General features: G+C 73.0%; 24 protein-coding genes. 11 read left to right on the forward strand and 13 right to left on the reverse strand.

From position 1 onward, the window contains the following. Nucleotides 1–37: 37 nt before the first annotated feature. A complete protein-coding gene (locus ABZX67_RS24525) occupies nucleotides 38–1,108 on the reverse strand; it encodes a saccharopine dehydrogenase NADP-binding domain-containing protein (RefSeq protein ID WP_355363641.1) in 1,071 nt (356 codons plus the stop codon). Beyond that, nucleotides 1,095–1,541: a MarR family transcriptional regulator gene (locus ABZX67_RS24530; RefSeq protein WP_355363643.1), complete on the reverse strand. Its 447-nt coding sequence runs from the start codon at nucleotides 1,539–1,541 to the stop codon at nucleotides 1,095–1,097. Before ABZX67_RS24530 ends, ABZX67_RS24525 begins: the two co-directional genes overlap by 14 nt. A gap of 160 nt (nucleotides 1,542–1,701) precedes the next feature. On the opposite strand from ABZX67_RS24530, the gene ABZX67_RS24535 reads away from it, so the two are divergent. Then, a complete protein-coding gene (locus tag ABZX67_RS24535) occupies nucleotides 1,702–2,067 on the forward strand; it encodes a PH domain-containing protein (protein ID WP_355363645.1) in 366 nt (121 codons plus the stop codon). A 110-nt stretch (nucleotides 2,068–2,177) separates the two neighbouring features. On the opposite strand, the gene ABZX67_RS24540 is transcribed toward ABZX67_RS24535, so the two are convergent. Then, on the reverse strand, nucleotides 2,178–3,461 hold the full coding sequence (locus ABZX67_RS24540) for an extracellular solute-binding protein (protein WP_355363647.1): 1,284 nt from the start codon (nucleotides 3,459–3,461) through the stop codon (nucleotides 2,178–2,180). A 374-nt stretch (nucleotides 3,462–3,835) separates the two neighbouring features. Between ABZX67_RS24540 and ABZX67_RS24545 the strand changes: the two genes are divergently transcribed. Then, nucleotides 3,836–4,522, forward strand: coding sequence for a DUF4232 domain-containing protein (locus ABZX67_RS24545; RefSeq protein ID WP_355363649.1), 687 nt, complete (start codon nucleotides 3,836–3,838; stop codon nucleotides 4,520–4,522). Between the two features lie 45 nt (nucleotides 4,523–4,567). Here the strand turns inward: ABZX67_RS24545 and ABZX67_RS24550 are convergent, their stop codons facing one another. The 3 genes from ABZX67_RS24550 to ABZX67_RS24560 all read right to left on the reverse strand — a co-directional run bounded on the left by ABZX67_RS24550 (nucleotide 4,568) and on the right by ABZX67_RS24560 (nucleotide 6,458). Continuing rightward, nucleotides 4,568–5,143, reverse strand: a complete 576-nt coding sequence (locus ABZX67_RS24550) for a GNAT family N-acetyltransferase (protein WP_355363651.1) — start codon at nucleotides 5,141–5,143, stop codon at nucleotides 4,568–4,570. A gap of 83 nt (nucleotides 5,144–5,226) precedes the next feature. Continuing rightward, nucleotides 5,227–5,595 (reverse strand): DUF397 domain-containing protein, encoded by a 369-nt coding sequence (locus ABZX67_RS24555; protein ID WP_355363653.1) that lies wholly within the window; start codon nucleotides 5,593–5,595, stop codon nucleotides 5,227–5,229. A gap of 11 nt (nucleotides 5,596–5,606) precedes the next feature. After that, nucleotides 5,607–6,458, reverse strand: coding sequence for a helix-turn-helix transcriptional regulator (locus tag ABZX67_RS24560; protein WP_355363654.1), 852 nt, complete (start codon nucleotides 6,456–6,458; stop codon nucleotides 5,607–5,609). Between the two features lie 160 nt (nucleotides 6,459–6,618). Here ABZX67_RS24560 and ABZX67_RS24565 point away from each other — a divergent pair, with 160 nt between their 5' ends. From ABZX67_RS24565 to ABZX67_RS24580, 4 genes are all read left to right on the forward strand, one after another. Next, complete coding sequence (locus tag ABZX67_RS24565; protein WP_355363656.1) at nucleotides 6,619–7,044, forward strand: ATP-binding protein; 426 nt, start codon at nucleotides 6,619–6,621, stop codon at nucleotides 7,042–7,044. Between the two features lie 42 nt (nucleotides 7,045–7,086). Further along, on the forward strand, nucleotides 7,087–7,872 hold the full coding sequence (locus tag ABZX67_RS24570; RefSeq protein ID WP_355363658.1) for a DUF72 domain-containing protein: 786 nt from the start codon (nucleotides 7,087–7,089) through the stop codon (nucleotides 7,870–7,872). Nucleotides 7,873–7,944: 72 nt separating this feature from the next. Then, on the forward strand, nucleotides 7,945–8,595 hold the full coding sequence (locus tag ABZX67_RS24575) for an NAD(P)-binding domain-containing protein (RefSeq protein ID WP_355363660.1): 651 nt from the start codon (nucleotides 7,945–7,947) through the stop codon (nucleotides 8,593–8,595). A gap of 158 nt (nucleotides 8,596–8,753) precedes the next feature. Continuing rightward, nucleotides 8,754–10,721: a protein-arginine deiminase domain-containing protein gene (locus ABZX67_RS24580; RefSeq protein ID WP_355363662.1), complete on the forward strand. Its 1,968-nt coding sequence runs from the start codon at nucleotides 8,754–8,756 to the stop codon at nucleotides 10,719–10,721. Between the two features lie 64 nt (nucleotides 10,722–10,785). Here the strand turns inward: ABZX67_RS24580 and ABZX67_RS24585 are convergent, their stop codons facing one another. From ABZX67_RS24585 to ABZX67_RS24605, 5 genes are all read right to left on the reverse strand, one after another. Next, nucleotides 10,786–11,409, reverse strand: coding sequence for a DUF1326 domain-containing protein (locus ABZX67_RS24585; protein WP_355363664.1), 624 nt, complete (start codon nucleotides 11,407–11,409; stop codon nucleotides 10,786–10,788). 39 nt (nucleotides 11,410–11,448) lie between these two features. Next, entirely contained in the window at nucleotides 11,449–13,578 is a 2,130-nt protein-coding gene (locus tag ABZX67_RS24590) for a SpoIIE family protein phosphatase (RefSeq protein WP_355363666.1), read from the reverse strand. Between the two features lie 76 nt (nucleotides 13,579–13,654). Beyond that, nucleotides 13,655–14,149, reverse strand: a complete 495-nt coding sequence (locus ABZX67_RS24595; protein ID WP_355363761.1) for a flavoprotein — start codon at nucleotides 14,147–14,149, stop codon at nucleotides 13,655–13,657. Nucleotides 14,150–14,192: 43 nt separating this feature from the next. Continuing rightward, entirely contained in the window at nucleotides 14,193–14,966 is a 774-nt protein-coding gene (locus ABZX67_RS24600; protein WP_355363668.1) for a hypothetical protein, read from the reverse strand. Between the two features lie 37 nt (nucleotides 14,967–15,003). Then, on the reverse strand, nucleotides 15,004–17,142 hold the full coding sequence (locus tag ABZX67_RS24605) for a hypothetical protein (RefSeq protein ID WP_355363670.1): 2,139 nt from the start codon (nucleotides 17,140–17,142) through the stop codon (nucleotides 15,004–15,006). Between the two features lie 209 nt (nucleotides 17,143–17,351). On the opposite strand from ABZX67_RS24605, the gene ABZX67_RS24610 reads away from it, so the two are divergent. Further along, nucleotides 17,352–18,587 carry a serine/threonine-protein kinase gene (locus ABZX67_RS24610; protein ID WP_355363672.1) on the forward strand — a complete coding sequence of 412 codons (1,236 nt, stop codon included), beginning with the start codon at nucleotides 17,352–17,354 and terminating at the stop codon, nucleotides 18,585–18,587. Between the two features lie 67 nt (nucleotides 18,588–18,654). Here the strand turns inward: ABZX67_RS24610 and ABZX67_RS24615 are convergent, their stop codons facing one another. Further along, the gene (locus tag ABZX67_RS24615; protein WP_355363674.1) at nucleotides 18,655–19,464 is read right to left on the reverse strand and encodes a VOC family protein; all 810 of its coding nucleotides are present in this window, start codon (nucleotides 19,462–19,464) and stop codon (nucleotides 18,655–18,657) included. A 448-nt stretch (nucleotides 19,465–19,912) separates the two neighbouring features. On the opposite strand from ABZX67_RS24615, the gene ABZX67_RS24620 reads away from it, so the two are divergent. From ABZX67_RS24620 to ABZX67_RS24635, 4 genes are all read left to right on the forward strand, one after another. Beyond that, complete coding sequence (locus tag ABZX67_RS24620; protein WP_355363676.1) at nucleotides 19,913–20,356, forward strand: hypothetical protein; 444 nt, start codon at nucleotides 19,913–19,915, stop codon at nucleotides 20,354–20,356. 75 nt (nucleotides 20,357–20,431) lie between these two features. Continuing rightward, a complete protein-coding gene (locus tag ABZX67_RS24625; protein WP_355363678.1) occupies nucleotides 20,432–21,004 on the forward strand; it encodes a toxin in 573 nt (190 codons plus the stop codon). Nucleotides 21,005–21,028: 24 nt separating this feature from the next. Further along, a complete protein-coding gene (locus tag ABZX67_RS24630) occupies nucleotides 21,029–22,258 on the forward strand; it encodes an MAB_1171c family putative transporter (RefSeq protein ID WP_355363680.1) in 1,230 nt (409 codons plus the stop codon). Next, on the forward strand, nucleotides 22,255–22,845 hold the full coding sequence (locus ABZX67_RS24635) for a hypothetical protein (protein ID WP_355363682.1): 591 nt from the start codon (nucleotides 22,255–22,257) through the stop codon (nucleotides 22,843–22,845). The genes ABZX67_RS24630 and ABZX67_RS24635 overlap by 4 nt, the downstream gene beginning before the upstream one ends. A gap of 3 nt (nucleotides 22,846–22,848) precedes the next feature. Here the strand turns inward: ABZX67_RS24635 and ABZX67_RS24640 are convergent, their stop codons facing one another. Continuing rightward, the gene (locus tag ABZX67_RS24640) at nucleotides 22,849–23,631 is read right to left on the reverse strand and encodes a (2Fe-2S)-binding protein (protein WP_355363684.1); all 783 of its coding nucleotides are present in this window, start codon (nucleotides 23,629–23,631) and stop codon (nucleotides 22,849–22,851) included. Nucleotides 23,632–23,735 lie beyond the last annotated feature (104 nt).

The following is a 23,735-nucleotide window of genomic DNA, read 5'->3' on the forward strand; positions in this document are numbered from 1 at the left end:
TACGCGGATCGCCGCCACCGCAATCAAATCGTCATGATCATCGCAGCTCGTGAAGTTTCACCCCAAGATCACCGGCATCGGCGGCCACGGCTTCCACAATCCCGGCGAAGGCGGGCAGCTGCTCGATGTGGTGCACCCCGGGCGCCGACGGCCCGCCGGTGAGCAGCTCGCGCGCGACATGGGCGGCCACGAGCCCGGTGACGCGGCTCTGCTCCCGCCCGGTGAGGGCGTACGCCACCCGCCGCGCGTGCGGCCCGTGCCCGCGCGCGTCGACGCGTACCGCGAAGCCGTCCCCGCCGCCGAGGCGTACGCGGTGCAGGGCGGCGGCCATCGCGCGCGGCGCGCCGGGGCGGCGCGCCACCGCCCGTACCGCCCCCGTACGGCGCAGGGCGAACAGCGCGGCGGTGAGCGCATGCGAGTCCAGGCACAGGCGGGTGGTGACCGACGGGACGCCGAGGGTGCGGACCAGCGTGAACTGGTCCGAGAAGGGGAACGGGTGCGCGGTGCGGGCGGCTCCGTAGCCGGGCAGCGTGACGCGCAGCGGCCGCGCGCCGGGGGGTTCCGGTTCGGCGAGGTTCGCCAGCGTCCAGCGCAGGGCGTCGACGCCGTGGCGTTCGCCGGAGCCGAAGAGCAGCGTGAGGTCCAGGCGCTCGGCGCCGCCGACGGCCTCGTGGGCGCGGCGGGCCAGCAGGTTCGTCAGCCCGGGCGCGACGCCCACGCTGAGCACCCCGGTGGCGCCGGCCTCCCGCGCCGGGGCGTCCAGCGCGGCCACCGCGTCGAGCAGGCGGAGGCTCGCGCCGACGTCGACGACGTGGACGCCCCGCTCCAGGCAGGCGCGGGCGATACCGGCGTCCGGGGGCTCGACGCAGAACACCACCGCGCCGATGTCGCCGAGCGGTTCCAGCGTCTCCCGTACGAACACCTCGGGCGGCGCGGCCACATCGACCCGTACCCCGCCGAGCCGCCGGGCGCGGGCCTCGTCGCGGCCGGCGGGGACCACGCGCCCCGGAAACCACCGCGCGAGCGCGGACGTCGCGGCCGCCCCGACGGCGCCGTACCCCCCGATGACGAGCACCCTCGGGCGCACGCCGCCACTACCGCTCCTCACGGGAGGCCTCCTCCAACAGGCGCAGCGCTCGGATCACGCCGGGCCGCCGCGCCTTGGGCACCCGGTCGAGCAGCCGGCCCAGCCGGTCGGCGCGCCGCCGCGCCACGTCGGCGGCGACCCGTACGCCCTCCTCGGTCAGCCCGACGAGCTGCGCCCGCCCGTCCCCGGGATCCGGCGCCCGGTCGGCCCACCCGCGCGCCACGAGCTGGTCCACCAGCCGGCTGGTGGTGGACTTCGTCAGACTCAGCCGCTCCCCCAACACGCGCTGCGGAAGGCGCCCTTGGCGCAGCACGGTGAGCGCGTACGCCTCGGCGGTCGGCATGGGCGCGCCGCACGGCGTGCGATCGGGGTCGAGCAGGCCGAAGGCCCGTACGAAGTCGACGAGGGCCTCGGAGAACGCTTCCGCGGAAGCGCCGTCGGAAGAACCGGACATGGTTGCAACCTAGGACTATCCAGTCCCACTCTGCAACTACTTCGCGAGGAGTCCGGCTCGTCGTACCGCCCCTCATCTCCGTGCTCGGCCCCCTGCTGTGAGCCGCGCGCCGGGTATACAGTGCGACGATCACGCGACATCACCATCTGGGGGGCCTGTCATGGCGCTGTTCGGAAACGCCCACACCATCGACCCGACGACGGCGCAGCAGGACTACGCCCGCCTCCTCGGCAACGGCGAGCAGGTGCACGCCGCGTTCCTGCTGATCCGCGACACGATCCTCTTCACGGACCGGCGCCTCATCCTCGTCGACAAGCAGGGCATCACGGGCAAGAAGGTGGAGTACCACTCGATCCCGTACCGGAGCATCACCCACTTCGCCGTCGAGACCGCCGGCACCTTCGACCTCGACGCGGAACTCAAGCTCTGGGTCTCGGGCAGCCCGACCCCGATCCAGAAGACCTTCACCAAGGGCGTCGACATCTACGAGGTCCAGGCCATCCTGACGCAGTTCGTGGCCCGCTAGCGAGACGCCCCGGCCCCGGGTACGGGGCGGGGACGGCCGTCGCCCCGCGCGCCTTGTGAGCGCTCCGCGGGCGACGGGCGGCCGGGCGTCGGTCGACGCCGTACACCCCTTTACTTCTGCTTCGCCGCCTCCCGGGCCTGCTGGGCGATGTCCTCCAGCACGGCCTTCGGGTCGGCGGACGGCGCGACGGCCTTGCCGATGTTCCGCTTGATGATGTTGCTGACCTGCAGCCAGGACGGTTCGTTGACCGGGTAGAGCCGGGCACCGCGCAGCGCGGTCAGGAACTGCTCGCCGCTCGGGTCCGCCGCCGCGTCCTTGTTGGTCTGCGTCGCGGACACCGTCGAGGGCAGCAGGTGGTAGCGCCCGGCGAACTCGTTGAGGTTCTTGTCCTCGTAGACGAACTCCAGGAAGTCGCCCGCCAGTTCGCGATTGTCCTCGTGCTTGAACGCCATCATCCAGTCGGCGACGCCGACCGACGGCGGAACCCGCCCTTCGCCCAGGGTGTCCGACACCGGCATGTTCAGGGTGCCGACCTTGATGCCCTTCGCCCTCGCCTCGTGGAGGAGCGAGGGGTAGCCGTTGAGCATGCCGACCTCACCGCGCAGGAAGGCGGCGAAGGCGTCCTGCCGGTTGAGCTCGGCCGGCGGGACCGGGCCGGTCAGGCCGGGCGCGACCAGCTTGTCCTTGATCCAGCGGAACGTCTGCGTGTTCTCCTCGGACGCGATGCTGTAGCCACCGCCGTCGTCGGCGTACCCCCCGCCGTTGCTCAGCTCCCAGATCAGGGCCTCGGCGTGCGCCTCCTCGGGGCCGAGCGGCAGCGCGTACGGGAAGCGCACGCCCTCGCTCTTCAGCGCCCGGGCCGCCTCCTCCAGATCCGACCACGTCTTCGGCGGCTTCGCCCCGGCCTTGTCGAACAGCTCCTCGTTGTAGAAGAGCAGTCGGCTGCTGGCCACGAAGGGCAGGCCGTAGAGGGTGTGGTTGACCGAACCCGCCTCCGCGAGCGGCGGCAGGAAGTTCGCCTCCGTCCTGATCGGCAGCAGCTCACTGGCGGCGTAGAGGCGGCCCTGCGCGGCGAAGTCGGAGTACGCGCCCATCAGGGCCACGTCCGGGGCGTTGCCCTCCTTGACCATGCGGGTGACCTCGCGGTCGACGTCGGCCCACGGGTAGAGCGTCACCTCGACCTTCTTGCCGGGGTGCGCGGCGGTGAAGGCGGTGGTCAGCTTGTCCCAGTACGCCTTGGAACTGGTCGACGGGCTGGTGCCGTACTCGGCGGCCACCAGGCGCAGCGTCGTCTTACCGTCGCCACCCCCGGACGAGCCGCAGCCGGTGACGAGGGAGCCCAGCAGTCCGAGTGCGGCCACGGAGGCGGTCGCGCCGAAGAATCTTGGTCGCACAGATGTTTCCTCTTGCTTTTTTGGACGGTGCGGCCGGAATTCTCCCCCGGGTCGGGAGGTATTGCGCCCCCTACTCAACGGTTGTAGCCATTGCTCCAACTGCGGCCGTTGCGACTGGTGTTTTCCCCTAGGGCGACGCGAAAAGCGACGCGCGTAGACCCTTCCGCGGTGTCCAACGCGACTCCCGTACGGAGCATTGACCGGGCCGCCACGGCCGGGGTCCGCGGAGCTGTGTCACAAGCGCGTGACGGGACCGTCCTGGGCGTGAGACGGCATGAACCGCCGGTCGGGAGTGGCACGTCTTCCCGATCGTCAACGCGCCGTACCGAGCACCTGGCGCCCTCGCAACTGTCGCCCCGGAAGGAACATCCGCGATGAATCGCCGTCTGCGCACCACTCTTGCCGCCACCGCCGCACTCAGTGCGGGCCTGTTGATGACAGCGTGCGAGGGCGGTGACACGTCGTCGGCGCGAGGCTCGTCGAAGCCGTCCGGCCAGGCCAGCCCGACGGCGTCCAGCGGCGGCGAGAGTGGGAACAAGGCCGGCGGAAGCAGCGGCTCCGGCGCTTCGAAGCCTTCCGGGGGCGGGACGGCGGGAAGCGGCTCAACGGCCGGCTCCGGTACGACCGGCGGCGACACGGCCGCGGACAAGAGCGGCTACGGGCAGAGCTGCGGCACCAACGACATCTCCTGGAGCGTGAGCTCCCAGTCCCAGGCAGGCGGCTACTTCCTGATCAAGGCGACGGCCAAGCCCGGCATCACCTGCGTCCTGCCCGCCGCGCTGCCGGTCGTGGCCTTCGGATCGGACGGAACGGCCGCCAAGCCCGCGGAGCAGTCCGTGGGTCAGGAGATCACGCTGCGCAAGGGGGTCGCCGCCTACGCCGGTGTGAACCCGAAGACCACCAAGGAGGATGGCGGCAAGGAGCTGACCAGCCTCATCGTCTCCGTCTCCAACGACGACCCGCACCCGGTGTCCCTGAACGTCGGCTCGTTCGTCGTCGACCAGCCGATCGTCACCAACTGGCACACCTCCGCCGCTGATGCCGTTCCCTTCTCGGACTGACCCGGCTCGTCGCGTTCCGGCGCACGGCCCGCGCAGGGCACTGCTTCAGCGCAGGTCGAGCAGCATCACGTCATGGAGGTCCGCGCCCGTCCCCCACGGCCGCGCCTCGCCGACCTTGCGGTATCCCCACGCCCGGTAGGCAGCCGAAGCCGCCTCGCTGCCCGGGTGGACGTTCAGCAGCACCCGCTCGGCCTCCACGCCGTCGAGCAGCGTCTCGTGCAGACGCCGCGCGACGCCCTGCCCGCGCCACGGACCGCGCACGGCGAGCTCCATCAGCCCGAAGGTGCGGCGCCCGTCCTCCCGTCGCATGTCGTCGGGCACGGGCTCGGTCAGTTCGTCCCACCAGCCCGTGTCGGGCGCGAGCGGGAAGCCGTACGCCATGCCGACCGGCTCGCCGTCCTCGGTACGGGCCAAGGCAGCGAGGAAGCCGTCCCGCCCGGCCTGGGAGGGGAAGCGCTGGAACGCGGCGGCGACGTCGTCCTCGGTCTCGTTGTAGGGAGGCTCGGCGAACGCCTCGGCATAGATCAGCCTGAACGCGCCCTCGGCCCGCGCTGCGGCTGATCCGTCCATGCGCTGTATGGCGATGGTCCCCTGCTGCGTCAGGTGCGAGAAGACATGCATGCGGCGATCTTGCCCACCGGTGGCCGACCCGGCCACCGGTTATCCGACCCGGGCCCGTCTCAGGGCGGCCCCGCGCCCTCACCTCACGCGGACGCCCGCGCCCCGGAAGCCCGCTCCTCCGCGAAGTGGTCGAACTCGCCCGCCACCGCGCCCTTCACGAAGGCGTCCCACCGCGCCCGGCTCGTCGTCACGACCGCGTCCCCGTCGCCCGCCGCACGCAGACGGACCTGGTCCCCGGGGCCGTACGACAGCTCGAACCCCGGTGCGGAGTCGCTACCAACCCTCAGGGCTCGGAGGAGCTCGCGGAAGTCGCCCGCCGTGGTGGTGACTATGGACCCGCTCGGGTCCGCGCTTTCCCTGATCTTGACGAGGCCGTCCGTTGTCGCGGTCACGTGGACGCACGAGTCGCCCTGGGCGCAGTAGGAGGACTTCTGCCAGGCGGTCGCGGTCATGCGCTTTCCCTTCACAGGCTGCGGCTGATGCTGTGGATGAGGTCGCGGCTGTCGGCCGCCGAAAGGGCGACCGCTTCAATGCGGTCGAACAGGGCCCGGTACTTCTCCAGTTGAGCCTCGGCATCGAGGAAGGCAAGCCCGTGCGACTGGTCGAGGTGAACGGTGTCCAGCTGCGGGACCGGCCCGTACGCGTAGTAGATCGACTGGCCGGAGCCAGGCACCGCACCGGCCTTGAACGGGACGACCTGGATAGTGATGTGGTCCCGCTCGCTCATGTCCAGCAGGTGCTGCAACTGGGCGCGAGCCACAGCGGGTCCACCGACCTCGATACGCAGCGCGGCCTCATGGATGAGTGCCTGGTACGGATGCGGCGCTGGTCCGTACAGGACGGCTTGGCGCTTGATCCGGAACGAGACGCGGTGCTCGATCTCCGGAGGCGGCATCTCCGGCACGGCCTGCCGGAAGATCTCCCGGGCGTGGTCGATGGTCTGGAGCAGCCCAGGAACGTGTGCGGTGATCGCGCCGCGCAGCCCGTGCGCGTGGTGCTCCAGCTCGGCGAGGTCGATGAGGTCGGTGGGCAGGATGCTCCGGTACTCCTCCCACCAGCCCTTGCGCCTGTCCTCGCTCATGCCCACGAGTGCCTCGACGAAGGCGTGGTTGCAACAGGAGTACGCCTGGGCCATGGCGCGGATGCGGTCGCCGCTGACGCCGAAGCGGGCCGTCTCCACATTGCTGAGCTGCCCCTGGCTGGTGCCGAGCAGGCGTGCCGCCTCGGTGGCCGTCAGACCGGCGCGTTCGCGTAGTTTGCGCAGCTCGGTGGCGACACGGGTGCGCCGTGCGGTAGGTGCGGACCGGCGGGCCATGCACCGCCCCCTCCCGGAATCCCAGTTCGTACGCTCACTCACACGAGCGGTTGTTCAAAGTACTTAGTGCGCTCTGTGCAAATACAACTTGCACAGAGCCTAGCCTCCTCACAGGAGCCACCAGGCACCAACCAACTCACCTCCGTGATCGGAGACTTCCATGGCAACCGTATCGCCGTCCTGGGCCTACACCCTCCACCTCCCGCACGATCCCCGCGCCCCGCGCGTGGCCCGTCACACCCTGCGTACCGTCCTCGCCGCGCACGGCATGGCCGGGCTCCTCGACACCGCCGAGCTCCTCGCGAGCGAGCTCGTGACGAACGCGCACCGGTACTCCGCCGAGCCCTACACCCTGCGCCTGCGCGCGCTCGAGGAGCCCGTACGGCTGAGGCTCAGCGTGTGGGACGCCAATCCGCACATCCCGGCGCCCTTCAGAGGGATCGCGCCCAGCCCCCGTGAGGACGACGAGCGCGGGCGCGGGCTGCACCTCGTGCAGAGCTGCGCCGACAACTGGGGCGCCTACGAGTTGCAGGGCGGGCTGCACGGGAGGCCCGGGAAGCTGCTCTGGGTGGAGTGCGGGCGATAGGGACCCGATAGGGAACGGGGCCGGGCGGGCAGGGATGGGGGCATGGCCCTGCTCGTCGGAACCTCGGGGTGGCAGTACAAGGACTGGCGCGGCGTCCTCTACCCCGACAAGCTGCCGCAGCGGCTGTGGCTGGAGGAGTACGCGCGCCACTTCGCCACCGTGGAGAACAACAACGCCTTCTACCGGCTGCCCAGCACGGAGGTCTTCGGCTCCTGGCGGGAGCGGACGCCGGAGGGCTTCGTCATGGCGGTCAAGGCCAGCCGGTACCTGACCCACATCAAGCGGCTGCGGGAGCCCGAGGAGCCGGTGGCGCGGCTCATGGGGCGGGCGGCGGGGCTCGGGGAGCGGATGGGGCCCGTGCTGGTGCAGCTGCCGCCGAACTTCCAGGCCGACGTCGAGGCGCTCGACGCCTGCCTGCGCTGCTTCCCCGGCGGCGTACGGGTGGCCGTCGAGCTGCGGCACGTGTCGTGGTGGCGGGACGAGCCCGCACTGCGGGCGGTACTGGAGCGGTACGGCGCCGCGCTGTGCTGGGCGGACCGGTGGTCCAGGCCCGTGACGCCGCTGTGGCGGACGGCGCCCTGGGGGTACGTACGCTTCCACGCCGGTCTCGCCGATCCGCCGCCGCGCTACGGGCGGCAGGCGCTCGCGTCGTGGGCGCGGCGCATCGCGGACGCCTGGACGGACGCGGAGGACGTGTACGTGTACTTCAACAACGACCCGGGCGGCGCTGCCGTCGTCGACGCGGCCAAGTTCGCGCGGGCGGCCGCCGCGCTGGGGCGCACGGTCAGTCGTACGCCCTCGGTGCTGTCAGCGGACCCTTCGGCGTAGGGCCGATGGGGTAACGGGGACCGGGGCCTTTGGCCGACGCCACGGCACACCGGCCCGCCGTAGCGTCGAGGCATGAAGATCGGAATTCTCGGAACAGGCCATGTCGGCAAGGCACTTGCCGCCGCGTGGGCGGCGGCGGGCCACGACATCGTGTTCGGCTCGCGACGGGCGGACGACACGGAGCTGCGGGCTGAACTGGCGACCGCGATCAACGGAAAGGTCGCGGTCATGGACCCGGCCGGGGCGGTCGCGGCCGCCGACGTGGTGGTCAACGCGACACCGGGCACGGCGTCCGTACCGCTGCTGGAGACGGTCGGGGCCCCGGCCCTCGCGGGCAAGGTGGTACTCGACGTGGCGGTCGGGTTCCGGGAGGACAACACCCTCTCCCACCCGGTGGAGAGCCTCGGCGAGGAGATCCAGCGGACCTTCCCGGAGGCCAGGGTCGTCAAGACGCTGTGCACGGTCGACGCGATAGTCATGGTCGCGCCCGGCTCGCTGGAGGGGCCGAGCACGGTCTTCCTCTCCGGTGACGACGCCGACGCCAAGCACACGGTCTCCGGGCTGCTGCACGACCTGGGCTGGCCCCCGGAGGCGCTGCTCGACCTCGGCGGCATCGACACCGCCCGGGGCCAGGAGCACTACAGCATGCTGTTCATCGCGCTCGCGGGCGCCCTGTCGTCGTACGGCTTCGGCATGAGGGTGGTCCTGCCTGGGAAGTCCTAGACCAGCGCGCCGGATTCGTCGTCATGCCCGAGGCGGATCCTCGGGCATGCCCTGGTCATCCTCCGGTCGGGAACCGGCCAGACCCGGCGATCTCAGGCAACGCGCCGACGCCACGCGGCCTCTTCCGGCTCGACAAGCCATCCCCCATGGAAGGACGCATGGTGCGTACGAGCCACGCGAGACGCGCGAGCCTCGCCATATCCGTCATCGGCGCCGTACTGGCGCCCGTCGCCCTCGCCGCGCCGGTGTTCGCGGCGGAGGCCCCGTCCCGGGCCGACCTGCGGGCGGACGTGAACCGGGACGGCCGGGTGGACGTCACCGGGGCGAGCGACAACGCCGGGGAGGACACCTGGACCGCCGCCCGGGGCGCGGTCGTCCTGCCGAACATCGACGACGACACCAAGCGCTGCGCGACCAGCGGGCCCGGCGGCAGGCCGCTGTCCGACGCCAAGCTCGCCGCCTGCAACGACGCCGCCGACACCGTCGTGAACGGCACCGCCGACGCCGCCGACCTCGCGCGCGTGCGGTCCGCGCCCATGCGGAAGGTGCCCAACGGCGCGACCGGCACCCTGAGCGTCGTCAGCGGCGCCAAGAACACCCGTGTCTTCGTCAAGCGCGGCACCGCCTGGGTTCGGGTGACGGCCACGACCCGGCTGACCGCGCCCGAGCTGCGCGCCGGTGTCGAGTTCGGCGTCGAGGCCACCGACGTGATCCGCGACAACACCCGCTGGGGCGGCCGCGCCGTCCTGCGCCTCACCGTCACCGCCGGCAAGAAGAGCACCTCGGACGACATCACGCTGCGCGTGGCGCCGCTGCTCACCCACCATCACCTCCAAAGCGCCCAGCAGGTGATGGTCACCAAGGTCCCCGGCAGGGACCCGTTCGCGCGCAGCCAGCAGGCCTTCGTGGCGGGGCTGGCCAAGGAGGCGAAGGCGGCCGGGATCACGAAGCCGCTCGTCACCTTCGACAAGTACCAGGACATCTGGGCCCAGGACTTCGTCGAGCCGGGATACGTCAGCATGACCGGGCCCGACGGGCGGCGCCAGGTCATCCGCGTGATGCTGCGCTCCGCCCAGCCGGACCGCGAGTCCGGGCGCGAGCTGTTCGAGAAGCTGCGGGGCGACGGCGTCGGCGTCGTCCAGGTGTCGGGGGTCCGCGACTCGGAGGAGTGGACCCTCAACTCCATGGGGAACCTGGAGACCATTCCGCCGTACGCGCACGGCGGGCGCTCCTTCCCGGCCGGGCGCATCATCATGGGCGAGCGCAAGGACGACGGCTCCAAGCCGGCCGTCGCCATGCGCACGCTGTTGACGTCGCAGGGCTTCCAGGATCCGCTGTTGCTGGACACGTCGTGGCTGCACGTGGGCCACGTCGACGAGTTCGTGCAGTTCCTCCCGGCGCCGGGCACCGCGCGCGGCTGGACCATCGCCGTCGCCGACCCCGAGGCGGGGCTGAAGCTGCTGCGCGACGCGCGGGACGCCGGGCACGGCAAGACCCGGATGTTCTCGGTGCCGGGGAGCCCGGACCTGCCCGCGCCGAAGGAGACCATCGAGCAGGCGCTCGCCTCCAAGTGGCTGGTGGCCGACAACACGATGGCCGCGCGGCGCATCGCGGCGAACCTGGAGACGCTCAAGCGCGAGACCGGCGTCACCGACGCCGAGGTCGTCCGCGTCCCCGCGCTCTACACGCGCGGCACGGAGGCGGAGGCCACGGAGGAGGGCGAGCGCGGCGAGCGCGTGCCGCGCCTGAAGCGGCTGGGCGCGGGCGAGGTGCCCGACGCGGTCGACGAGTACGGCCAGCAGAAGCGCATCCCCCGCGAGGGGCGGCCCGGGGGCGAGCGCGCCGCGGGCCCCGGCGGCCAGGAGACCGTCATGACCAGCGCGTACGTCCCCGGCGCCGTCAACGGCGTGCTCCTCGGGCGTGACCGGTACCTGGCCCCGAAGCAGTGGGGCCCGGTCATCGGCGGCAAGGACGTCTTCACGGACGCCGTCACCGCCGCGTACACCCGCGCCGGGCTGAAGGTGTCGTACATCGACGACTGGGACACCTACCACCTCGGCATGGGCGAGGTGCACTGCGGCACCAACACGCTGCGGGACGCCTCCGGGGCGTGGTGGAAGCAGTGAACGAGGCGTGACCCGGGACGCGGGAGGGGGTCCGACGGCCTCCTCCCGTGTCGTCTCGGAGCGGCTAGCCGCGGCCGGTGGGTGCGCCCTCGGGCGGCTCGCCGGCGAAGGTGTAGTCGGACATCTCGCCGTACGACGCCTCGAAGGACAGCCCGAAGGCGTCCGACTCGCCGGTGGTGCGGCCCAGGGTGAACTCGGGGGCGAATCCGAACATCGCGTTCTTCATCGTCGTGGGCGTGCCGTCGGGCCCCCGCAGCGGCTCGAAGCCGATGCGGGTCTTGCCCTCGACCTCCAGCCGGGGGGTGTCCCCGTCCGACAGGGAGATGGCCGCCCGTTCGACGCCGAGGTACTCGCCGTAGAACTGCGAGAGCTCGCCGAAGGCGCCCCCTTCCCGGCCGGACAGGATGCGGTCGAGCGCGTCGGCCTGCGCGTCGCTCGCGCCCGAGTCGACCACCACGCCGACCTTCCAGTCGCCGGCGGTCAGGTGGGAGGGGAATTCGTTGTAGAAGGCGAAGTCCACCCCGGACAGGTCCACGTCGTCCAGACGCCCGTCGGCCACGTGGAAGACGGCGCAGCCGACGCAGCGCTCGCGCCCTTCCGCGTCGCGCGGCGGGGCGTCGACGGGACACCCGCACAGGATCGCGCACGAGCAACCAGCCAGGTAGTTGCCCGAAATGCTCCAGGTCATGACTGCTCCTGATGCTGGCTGGGCTTCCTGTCTTCCAGGCTAGTCCCGGAGGGAAGAACCGCGGGTCGGCCCTCCTGAAGGGCACGCCATCAGCAGCGCCACGTCATCGTGGTCCCCCGGGTGCCGCAGCTCCCGCAGCAGCCGGTCGCAGGACTCCTCCAGCGACCGGTCCCCCAGGGTGGCGAGCAGCGCCAGCAGGGCGTCCAGGCGTACGTCGATGTCGTGCTCCCGCGTCTCGATCAGCCCGTCGGTGTAGAGGACCAGCCGGTCGCCGGGCTCCAGGTCCACCGTGACCTCCCGGAACGGGATGCCGCCGACGCCCAGCGGGGGCGCGGTGGGCAGGTCGAGCAGCACGGGGGTGTGCCCACCGCGCACCACCACCGGCGGGAGGTGGCCCGCCGTGCACAGGCGGCACTCCGCCCGGTGCGGGTCGTACACCGCGTACACGCAGGTCGCGAGGGACGGCTCCATGCCGGCGGTGATCTCGTCCAGGTGCCGCAGCACCTCGGCCGGTTCCAGGTCCAGCCGGGCCAGCGTCTGCGTCGCCGTGCGCAGCCGGCCCATGCTGGTCGCGGCGTTGATGCCGCTGCCCATGACGTCGCCCACCACCAGGGCCGTGCGCTCGTCGGACAGCGGGATGATGTCGAACCAGTCGCCGCCGACCTCGCTGCGCGCCCCGGCCGGCTGGTAGCGGGAGGCGACCTCCAGGCCGACGAGGTCGCGGGGCGTCTCCGGCAGCATGCTGCGCTGGAGCGTCAGCGCGGTCTCCCGCTGCTGCCGGTACAGGCGGGCGTTGTCGATGCACACCGCCGCGCGGGCGGCCAGCTCGCACGCGAGCAGCGTGTCGTCCTCGCTGAACGGCACCGGGTTGCGGGCCCGCTTGAGGTCGAGCGCGCCCAGCACCTCGCCGCGCGCGATCAGCGGCACCGCCAGGTACGAGTGGACGCCCGCCTCGGCCAGCAGGTCCGCCGCCCGGCGGTCCCGGGCCACGCACGACAGCGTCCGCTCGTCCAGCTGCGCCTCGCGGACCGGGCGGGCGGTGCGTACGCAGCGGGTGACGAGCCGGTCGGCGCCGTAGCGTGCCAGCTCGCCCGGCGGGTCCGCCGCCTCCACAGCGGGCGTCGGGTACGCCGCCGAGACCGCCAGCGCCCGGAAGACCGCCGGGCCGTCCTCGTCGGCCATGGCCGACATCCGGTTCGGGCGGCCCTCCAGCACCGTGTCCAGGACGTCGACGGCGGCGATGTCCGCGAGCTCCGGCACGGCGACGTCCGCCAGCTCGCGCGCGGTCTGCTCCAGGTCGAGCGTGGTGCCGATCCGTACGGACGCGTCCGCGACCACGGCCAGCCGGTCCCGCGCCCGCTCCGCCTCGGCGGTGGCCCGGTACCGGTCCGTCACGTCGACCACCGAGATCGCCAGGCCGATGGCCCGGCCCGCCACGTCCTCCAGCCGGTACATCGACACCGACCAGGCGTGGTCGTGGTCCGGGTCGGCCGGCGCCCGCCCCACCACCTGCCGGTCCAGCAGCGGTACGCCTGTCTCCAGCACGCGCCGCATCGCCGCCTCCGTGCGGTCGGCGTCGAGGTACGGCAGCACCTCGCCGACCGTGCGGCCCAGGTGCTCCTCGGAGCTCAGGCCGTCGATCCGCTCCAGCGCGGCGTTGACCGCCACGTACCGCAGGTCGGGGCCGAGGACCGCGAGCCCGATCGGCGACTGGTCCACCAGCCGCACCGACAGCGCCAGGTCCCGCTCCACCTGGCGCAGCTTCTCCCGGTCGGTGGCGAGCCCGAGGGCGTAGAAGTCCCCGAGGTCGTCCAGGAGCCGCATGTTGCGGAACTCCAGCCGCCGCTGGGTGCCGTCCTTGCGCCGTACGGGGAAGACGCCCGCCCAGCTCTGGCCCGTCGTCATCACCTGTTCGAAGAGGCGCAGCACCAGCTCGAAGTGCTCCTCTGCGACCAGCAGCCGCGCCGCGTACTTGCCCAGCGCCTCGTGCGCGCTGTACCCGACCAGCTGCTCCGCCTGCGGGGACCACAGGACGATGCGCCCGTCCGCGTCGATGACGATCGCCGCCACGCCGAGCACGTCGAGCAGGCCGCCGGCCGGCGAAGGTCCCACCTCCGCGCCGTCGACCGCTTCCCGCTCGGCCCGCAGCCCACCATCCGCACCGCCCATGCCACCCATCGTCCCTCCACAACGGCGGCACCCGCAGCCGGTGCGCCGCCGCCCGGCGGGCATCCGGCTCACCCGGTCAGGCGAGGAGCTCCAGCGCCTCCTCCCATCGGAAGCCCCCGGCGGCGGCGCTGCCCTCCCCGATCCGCACGCCCATCCCGCGCAGCCGCTCCAGGCTCTGCCGGTACGCCGGGTGGGCGGTCAGCTCCGCGCTCACACACGGCACGACGGCGGTGGGCACGCCCGCGCCGTACGCCTCGCACAGGGTGCCCAGCGCCAGCGTGTCGGCGATGCCCGCCGCCCACTTGTTGATCGTGTTGAACGTCGCCGGGGCGACGGCCATGGCGTCGGCGGGCGGCAGCGGCCGCGGGTCCCCGGGGCGGCGCCAGGCCGACCGGATCGGGTAGCCCGTCTGCGCCTCGATCGACGGTACGTCGAGGAAGGGCACGGCGTGCGGCGTGGCGATGACACCGACGTCCCAGCCGCCGTGCCGGGCGGCGGCTATCAGCCTGCGGACGTCGCCGGCGATGCCGGCGGCACACACGACGACGTACAGGAAGGGCTTCTCGCTCATGGGGGCTGTCACGGAAGCCAGTGTGCCGGGTGCCGCCCAGCGGTCAGGCGCCCGCCGTGGCCGCCCGGGGGAAGTACTCCGTGAACGGGTCCGGCGCCACGCCCATCACCTCCCCGAAGGGGGTCGCGAGGTGGTGGATGAGCACGGCGAGGAAGATTGTCAGCCCCACCATGCCCATCAGCATCACCAGATGGCTCCAGGTGCGGCCCACCCCGTAGAAGAACACGATGCAGAACGAGAGCACCGCCCCCACCGCGAGCCCCGCCCACAGCAGCGGCGACAGCGAGTCCCCGGCGGCCGACTCCCGGCCCCGGCGCGCCTCGTCCAGCACGCTGAGCTGACCGAGCATCTCCAGGGCCGTCACCTCCTGCGCCGGGGTCGCGTCGGGCGGCGCCTCCGACACCGCGCGCAGCTGCTGCAGCAGGGCCCAGCCCTCGTCCCCCAGCGGCTGCTGCGCCTCCAGGCGCGGCCACTCGTCCTGGACCACGTGGACGGCGTACCGCTCGGCCGTGATCTCGATCCGCTTCTGCTGCGCCGGGGGCATGCCGTCCGCCAGCATCGTCATCTGATGCAGCGCGCCCGCCTCGGTGGACGTGTTCGACCCGGCGTCGCCCCGCAGCTCCCATACGGAGACGAGGGCGAGTCCGAGCAGCAGCGCGTAGAGGAGGGCGATCATCATGGAGAGGTACTCGACGACGTCCCCGCCGTCCTCCTCGCCGTCGACGGCGGGCCGGTAGTGGTGCCAGAGGACGACCCCGCCGGCGGCGAGGAGGGCGCCGAACAGCCCGACGGCCAGCGTGCTCACCACATGGTTCATAGGGCTTCCTCGGTTTCTTCGGTTTCCTCGCTCGCTCTCACAGGCGCCGGCCCGCCATCACGGCGACGATCGCCACGGGCAGGAAGAGCAGGAACAGGAACACGGCGAGGCTCGTCTCCTCGTCCTCGGCCAGCAGCGCCCCGGCGCGCGCGATGAGCCCCCGCTCGGTGGACGGCTGGGTCCGCTGCCCCGGAGGCTGTCGCTGCTCCTGTTGCTGGTTCTGTTGCTGGTCCTGTTGCTGGTCCTGTTGCTGGTCCGCCTGCTGTTGTTGCTGCTGCTGTTGTTGTTGCTGTTGTTGCTGCTGCTGTTGCTGTTGCTGTTGTTGCTGCTGCTGTTGTTGCTGCTGCTGTTGCTGTTGCTGTTGTTGCTGCTGCTGTTGCTGTTCTGCCTGTTGTTGCTGCTGTTGCTGCTGTTGCTGTGTGAGGCCGGGCGGGACCGCTGCTCCCGGTGGTACGGCCGCACCGGGCGGGACCGCTGCTCCCGGCGGTACGGCCGCGCCGGGCGGAACCGCCGCACCCGGAGGTACCGCCGCGCCGGGCGGCACCGCTGCCCCCGGCGGTACGGCTCCGGGGGCGACGGCGGTTCCGGGCGGTACGGCCGCGCCGGGCGGCACCGCTGCCCCCGGCGGGACGGCTGCCCCAGGCGGAACCGCCGCACCTGGAGGGACCGCCGCACCCGGTGGCACGGCCGCACCCGGAGGTACGGCCGCACCTGGTGGCACGGCCGCTCCCGGTGCGGCAGCCGCCGCCTCGCCGGGTACCGCAGCGGCTCCCGGCACAGCGGCACCCGCGCCCGCAGCACCCGCACCCGCAGCACCTGCAGCCCCGGCGCCCGCAGCACCCGCACCCGCAGCGCCCGCAGCCCCCGCCCCCGCGCCCTCGCCCGCAGCCGCAGCCGCAGCCGCAGCGGCGAGTGCGGCCGCTCCGAAGCCCGCGCCCGTGGCAGCGGCGGCACCGGCGGCGGCGCCCGTCGCACCGGCGAGGGCACCGACCCCCGTGCCGGCGGCCGCCACCACGCCCGCGGCCGCCCCGGCCCCGCCAGCGGCAGCCCCCGGCACAGCCGGAACACCCGCCGCACCCGCCACCCCCGGCACCAGCCCCGCGATTCCCGGCGGCAGCAGTACCCCCGGCGGCAGCGGCGGCGCTCCCGGCACCGGAACCGGCACCACACCAGGAGGCAGAGGCACCCCGGGCACTCCAGGCACCCCAGGCACCCCCGGAACACCGGGAACCCCCGGCACCCCAGGCGCTCCCGGAGCAGGCCCCGGCGGACCCGGCACACCCGGCGGACCCGGCGCGGGCGGGACCGGGCGGGGCCGGGGGGCCCGTACCGTGAACGGAGCCACCGCACGGGCCACCAGCGTCGGCGGCGGGACCGGCCGCTCGCACGTCGGGCCCAGCGTGAACAGCCGGTCGCTGCCCCGCACCTCGGGCGCGCTCCGGTACGTACCGGGCCGCAGCCCCTCCAGCCGCGCCACGCACACCGCGACGCCCCCCGGCGGCAGCGTCTCCGGCAGGGCAGGGCGGCCCCCGCAGCTCACCGGCGGGTTGCCGAGCGCCGCGTCGGTGAGGCGGGCGCCGTACACGGTCCGGTTGCCGGGGTTCGTGATGGTGTAGCGGACGACCGCGCCCGGTGGCCCCGTACCCGTGTCCCGTACCGCGACGCCGACGGCGAGGGTCAGCGCCCCGCCGACCCCCTGGTAGGCGGCCGCGGCGGACGCCTCGACGCGCATCCCCACCGACGGCACCTGCGCGCGGGCGCGCACGGTGGAGGCGTGCCGCCCCGGCAGGGCCGGCACGCGCGAGATGCAGGTGACGGACGTCAGCCCGCGCATCCAGAAGCCCTGCCCGCCCGGACAGCGGACCGCGCCCGCCGGTACGGCGGGGTCGTGGACGGTCACCCGGTGCAGGTCGGCACCGGAGCGGTTGGTCACCCGGTACCGCTTGACCACCACGTGGCCGACCCGGATGCCGATGCGCTCCGCCTCCGGCACCGGGTGCTTGTTGACGGTCACCGACAGCGTGAGGGCGTGCTTGCCCACCCCGTCCGCGGCCGCCCGCGGGGGCCGCGACGCCAGGGGCCACCCGCTCGCGTGCGCCACCAGGAGCAGGGCTCCGGCCGCGAACAGCAGCGGTCTGGCGCGCGTGGTGGGTCTGGGCCGGGCGGCGTCCGTCACGGCATCAGCGTTCGTCATATGCCGGAGCCCCGAAAGCGGGGCGGCCCCGGGTTGCGCTGTTCGTGCGGCCGGTGCACCGCGATGGACCAGCACGACCGGCACCGGCAACGGCTCGGTACGGCGACCTTGCTGACCGACCCTCATCTCCCGGGTCGGTACCCTGCTCCCAGGGTCGATCGGGTTTGATCGGGATAGAGGTTGGTGCGCACGTGCTGGTGGCGGATCGGTACCGGTTGGAGTCAGCCATCGGCCGTGGCGCAATGGGCGAGGTCTGGCGGGCCACGGACGAGGTGCTCGGCAGGCCGGTGGCCGTCAAGCTGATGCTCGGGGACGACGCCGACTCGCAGGCGGCGGCCCGCTTCCGGCTGGAGGGCCAGACGGCGGCCCGGCTCAGCCACCCCCATGTGGTCGCCGTCTTCGACTTCGGGGCCTGGGAAGGCCGCTTCTATCTGGTGATGGAGTACGTCGAGGGCCGCAGCCTCGCGCAGGAGCTGGCCGCCGAGGGCCGGCTGCGGGCGCCGCGCGTGGCGGCCATCGCCGCGCAGACGGCGGCGGGCCTGGCCGTTGCGCACCGGCAGGGCATCGTCCACCGGGACATCAAGCCCGGCAACCTGATGTCCGACGTGGACGGCACGGTCAAGCTCGGCGACTTCGGCATCGCCCGGTTCGTCGACGACCCGGCGGCCGCGCTCACGACGGCGGGGCAGATCGTCGGCACGAGCCTCTACCTGGCTCCGGAGCGGGCGCTGGGGCGCCCGGCGGGCCCGGCGTCCGACGTGTACTCGCTGGGCTGCGTCCTCTACCAGCTGGTGACGGGCCGCCCGCCGTTCCAGGCGGACACGGCCACCGCCACGCTCTACCAGCACATCGACACGCCCCCGGTGCCGCCGCGCGGGCTGGGCGCGGACGTGCCGCCCGCCTTCGAGGCGTACCTGCTGGGGATGCTGGCCAAGCAGCCGGAGGAGCGGCCCTCGGCGCAACAGGTCGCGGACTGGTTCGGCTCGGGCGCCTGGCAGGTCCGCGCGCAGCCGATGCCCGCGCCCGCGCCGATGCCGGGACCGGCTCCCGCCCCGGCGCGGGGACCGGCACCGGGACGTGCGCAGAGACCCGCGCCCATGCCGGCGCCCCTGCCCGCGTCCTCCCCCATGCCGGCTCCGGCCCCTGCCGCGGCGCAGGCGCCGACCACGTACGCGCTGCCCAGGAACAGCCCCGGCGGTGGTCGGGGGCGCCGGGCCGCGCCCGCGCCGCAGCGGCTCGGCGAGGCGCGGGCGTTCGTCAGCCGGCGGCCCCGGGTGGCGAGCGCCATCGCGGGCGCGGTGGCGTTCGTCGCGGCCGTCCTGGCCGGCATGGCGCTGTTCTCGCCCGACGACAGCTCCGGCGGTACGACCCCGGGCCAGGTGACGATGACACCCGGCGCGCCGGAAGCCGGCGCCGCGGAGGACTGACCCCGGGCCGGGTGCACGGACCGGCTGCACGGACCGGCTGCACGGTCCGGCTGCACGGTCCGGTGTGTCAGGAGACCTCGGTCATCCGCGGCATCTCGCCTTCGGTCCGCTCCATGTCGATGACGGAGAACGCCGCGCCCTGCGGGTCGGTCAGCGACGCGAACCGCCCGAACGGCGTGTCCATCGGCCCCCACCGCAGCACCCCGCCGCGCGCGGTCGCCTTCTCCACCGTCGCGTCGCAGTCGTCGACGGCGAAGTACACGTTGATGTACGGCGGGACCTCCGGCGGGAAGTCGCTCGTCATCCGCATCCGGCCGAGCACGGTGTCGTCGCCGACGTCGAAGACGACGAAGTCGATCTCCTCGGGCGCCTCCATCCTCTTGACCCGGTACGGGAAGACGGAGGCGAAGAAGGCGTCGGCCTTCTCCGGATCGCGCGTGAAGACCTCCGCCCAGCAGTACGCGCCGCGCACGCCCCGCGCGGCGAAGCCCTCGTGGACGCCCGCCTGCCAGACGCCGAAGACGACGCCGCCGGGGTCGCGGGCCAGCACCATCGTGCCGAAGTCGCCCACCTCCATCGGCCCCATCAGCACCTCGCCGCCGCTGTCGCGGATCTTGCGCGCGGTGGCCTCGGCGTCCGGCGACGCGAAGTACAGGCACCACGCCGACGGGGCCGGCTGGCCCTCCTGCCCCGGCATGGGCGGTACGACGGCGGCGACGGCCTTCCCGTCCGCGTACGCCTCCGTGTAGTTGCCGAACTCCGACGACGCCTCGGCGAACGTCCAGCCCAGCACGTCACCGTAGAAACTCTTCGCGCCCTCCAGGTCGGTGAACATCGCGTCCGCCCAGCAGGGGGTGCCTTCAGGTAGTACCGCCATGGTCTTGGTCTCTCTCCGGCTCGACACCTCGAACGTGGTCCCTTTTGTCACGCTAACGAGGCATCCGCCGGGCCGCGCGCCGGGGCGGAAGGTAAACGGCCGCTAATTGTCCGCCGGGGCGCCTGTCCTCCGCGCATGACGAGGTGTCATAATGCCGAGGTAGCCCTTCGTGCATCCCCCGTCGCGAAGGGCTACATCCTTGTACCGGGCACATTCCCCCGGTCCCGGCGACGCGCGCAGCGGTCAACACGGGCAAGGGACTCCCCTCGCGGCCCCCCGCCCGTGTTTTTTCGAGTTAACAGTGACGTAGAGTGCTTGCGCAAGTCCGAATCCGACGCGGAAGCAAGATGCTCCACTTTGTCGCTGATGCAAAGACGCCAACGTTCCGGGTCGGTTACAGTACGAGCCCGTTGACCGCACTCGACTATCGCGCAACGTGGGGACCCGGATGACCAACGGCGAAGAACGCACGCCCGAGCTACGGACGTTGCAGCAGAAGGTCGAGTACATGGTCGAGAAGACCTTCCCCGGCCAGAAGGTCTCGGGGCGCTTCTTCGCGGACCTCGTCAAACAGCGCGGCGGTTCCCTGTCGCACAGTTACTTCTCCAACATCCTGGCCGGGAAGGTCACTCACCCCTCCGAGGACATCCTCAAGGCCCTGGGCCTCGGCTTCGGCGTGGACTGGCGCTTCTTCAAGGACGAGTCCGAGGTCGTGGACGACGTCGTCGCCGGACTGCAGTTCCTCGCCAAGCGCCGCACCGGCGAGATCAGCGGCGTGGCGGCGCGCGGCAACGACGAGGACGGAATCCCGGCGGAACTCCTGGAGTTCGCGCTCTCCCTCCTGGAGGAGACGAAGAAGAAGGAGGACGGGGGCGACGAGCCGGGCCGGTAAACTCGCCGACCGCATGTCACACGCACGCGTGACCCCGGCGCGTGGACAGTCGGACGGACGTAAGAGGCAGCATCCATGTCCCTGCGCAAACTGCGCAAAGAGTGCGAAGCCGGTCTGGCGGACCTGCCCATTCCCGCCCCCTTCACCATCGAGGCGCTCGTCGCCAACATGGAGGCGGCCCGGGGCCGCACCATCGTGCTGCGCGAACTGCCCGACCGCCTCGCCCGCGTCAACGCCGCCTGCGGGCTGCGCCTCACCTCCGGGAACACCAGCTTCGTCCTCTACCGCCGCCGCCCCACCGCGTACCAGACGCAACACGTCATCCTGCACGAGCTGTGCCACGAGTGGTTCGACCACGGCACCACCCTCGACGCCGAGCAGCTGCGCCGTCTCCTCCCCGTCTTCGACACGTCGCTGATCGCGCGCGTCCTCGACGCGGGCGCCACCGTGCAGGCGCGCGCGCAGTACGACACCCATGACGAGCGGGTGGCCGAGTTCGGCGCCTCGCTCATCCCCCGCATGGCGCGGGACGTGACGAGCGACGACATGGTGGGGCGCCTCGCGAACTCGCTCTCCCGGCCCGTCGCCCACCGGCGGCGCGGCCTCTTCCGCCGTACCCCCCGCACCCCCAAGAAGGACTCGCCGTGAAGGACCCGTCGTGAAGGACTCCTCGTGACCGCCCTCGACATCGCCGGCTACCTCATAGCCGGGCTGATGACCGCCGTCGCGCTGTGGCGCATGCCCGCCGCCCTGTGGGGCGACGAGGAGGACAAGCGCCGCCGCGCCCTGTGGGGGTGCTACGCCGGGTTCGCCGCCGCCCTGTGGACCAAGACCCACGCCGTACGCATCGGCCTGAACAACAGCCCGGTCGTCGACCTCGCCGTCCTCATCAAGCACTACACGGCGACCATCGCGATCCTCGCCATCCTCAGCTACATCGTCGCCATCTACGGCCACTACCCGGAGGGCGGGGCCGTGCCGCGGCACGTGCGGTTCGCGCGGATGGTGCAGCACGTGGCGGCGAAGGCGTCCGTCGCCACGCTGGTCCTGCTGACCGTGCTCTTCTTCACCGTCGTGGACCGGTCCGTCCCCTCCGACCGCTTCGTCTCCGACCACGCCGGGCAGTGGGGCGCCACGCTCTACATGAGCGTCTTCTACCTCTACCTGGGCGCGGCGTCCGCCGTCTGCGCGTACCAGTGGGCCCTGGCGACCGCGGGCGCCACGCTGCGCCATCTGCGGGTCGGGCTCGGCATGATGACGTTCGCCATGTTCATCGGCGTCGGCTACACCGTCAGCCGGACGCTGTTCCTGTGGATCAGCGTCGTCGAGCAGCCGAGCCACACCTTCGCGCAGACCTTCGACAAGGTGACGGAGCTCGCGCAGGTCGTGCTCTTCGCCTTCTTCGCGGTCGGCGCGTCCATCCCCGCGTTCAGCAAGGGGTGGCGGCGCGTGAAGCTGTGGCGGGCGCAGGCGAGACTGCACCCGCTGTGGCGGGAGTTGATGGTCGCCTTCCCCGACCAGCCCTTCGAACCGCCGGCCTCGCTCGCGCGCGAGCTGACCCGCTTCGGCACCCCGTCCGACCTGCGGGTGGACCGCTGGGCCGCCGACATCGCGGACGCCGTGGAGAAGCTGCGGCACTACGTCCCCGACGGCCTGGTCGACGCGGCGCGCGACGCGGCGGGCGGTGAGCCGGGCCCGCTGGCGGACGCGTACTGGATCAAGGCGGCCCTCGCCGCGAAGGCGGGCGGCGCGCCCGCCGGGAAGGCCGCGGCCATCGAGGCGAAGCACGCCGCCGACCAGGACGACGAGGTGGCGTGGCTGGTGTGCGTCGCGGCGGCGTACCGGACGGTCGACGGGCAGCGGGCGGCCCGGCTCCTGGAACCGGCGGGGGAGCGCGCGTGAGCACGACGGAACCGATCGAGCGGCAGGCGGTGGCCCGTACCGTCACGGACGTCCTCCAGCCTCGCAACGTCCTGCTGGTCGGCATGACGGCCATCGGCTACGCGTCCGCGGGCCACTGGAGCGGCCTGCTGTGGGGCCTGCTCGGCGCCCTCTGCGCGGGCCTGGTCCCGGCCGGGTACATCGAGTGGGAGCGGGGGCGCGGCACCTGGGGCGACCGGCACGTCGTCGACCGGACCAAGCGGGCGCCGATCTTCTTCGTGATCCTCGGCTCCATCGGAGCCGGTTCGCTGATCATGACGGTGGGCCACGCGCCGACCGGCATCCTCGTCGCGATGCTGGCGCTGTGGGCGATGACGGTGGGCCTGCTGGCGGTCAACACCGTCTGGAAGATCTCCGTCGACTCCGCCGTCGCCTCGGCGGTCGTGGCCCTGCTCTCCGCGGTCCACTCCCCCTGGTGGCTTCTGGCCTACGCCCTGACGACCGCCGTGTGCTGGTCCCGCGTGGCGCTGGGGTACCACACGGTCGCCCAGACCGTGGCGGGCGCGAGCCTGGGCGCGGCGACGGCGGCGGCGTTCCCGCTGGTCTGAGCCCTACACGGAGGTTCGGCGCATGCGCCGCGGGCAGGTCGCGCAGACCTCCTCGGGCCGCACCGTGTACAGCAGGCAGCAGCTCACCCGGGTGCGCGTCGGCTCGCCGCCCGCCTCCGGGGCCGGGTCCGGCCGGAAGGCGGCCGCGCCGGGGAGCGGGGCCGTGCCGCCGGGGAGCAGGGCGTCGGCGGCGCGCGCCGCGGCCCAGGGGTCGCCGAGCCCGCGCCCCAGGTGCCACAGGCCCTGCGCCAGCGCGTCGGTGACCAGGGCCCACATGCCGCGCTCGCCGCGCCGCACGAGCGGCTGGAACGCCTCCAGCACCGGGGCCAGGTGCGCGGCCACCGCCGCGCGCAGCTCGGCCTCCAGGACGGCCCCGGCCGAGGCGGCGACGGTCTCCGTCCCCGGCGCCACCACGAGCCGGCGCGTCCGCCAGCCGTACGTCACGCCGTCGGCCGCCAGGAGCGGCACCCGGCGCTCCAGGTACCAGGGGCCGCTCATGGCGAGCGCGGCGGTGAAGGCGTACCGGTGCAGCACCCAGGTGGGCGCGACGTCGGGGCGGGGCCGTACGCCGTAGGTCTCGCGGATGCGCCGCTCCTCGGCCGCGACGAGGGTCGCCACGGCGTCGGGGTCCTCGGCGAGCCGCCGGGCGCGGACCCAGTCGCCGCCCGGGCCGGGCCGCTCGGCGACCTCCATCCGCAGGTACGGCGAGGCGGCGGCCATCCGGCGGTACGCGTCGGCGACCGGGGCCAGGGCGAGGCGCTGCGGCAGTACGGCGGTGGCGGGCATACGCGTCCTCGGGCGGGCAGACGGACACAAGCAGGCGGCCGGAGTTAGGCAAGCCTTGCCTCATTTTTACCAGGCGTCACACGAGTGCGCGCGCCGAACGCCCC

The sequence above is a fragment of the Streptomyces sp. NPDC003036 genome (assembly GCF_040611175.1).
In the GTDB taxonomy this organism is placed as follows: domain Bacteria; phylum Actinomycetota; class Actinomycetes; order Streptomycetales; family Streptomycetaceae; genus Streptomyces.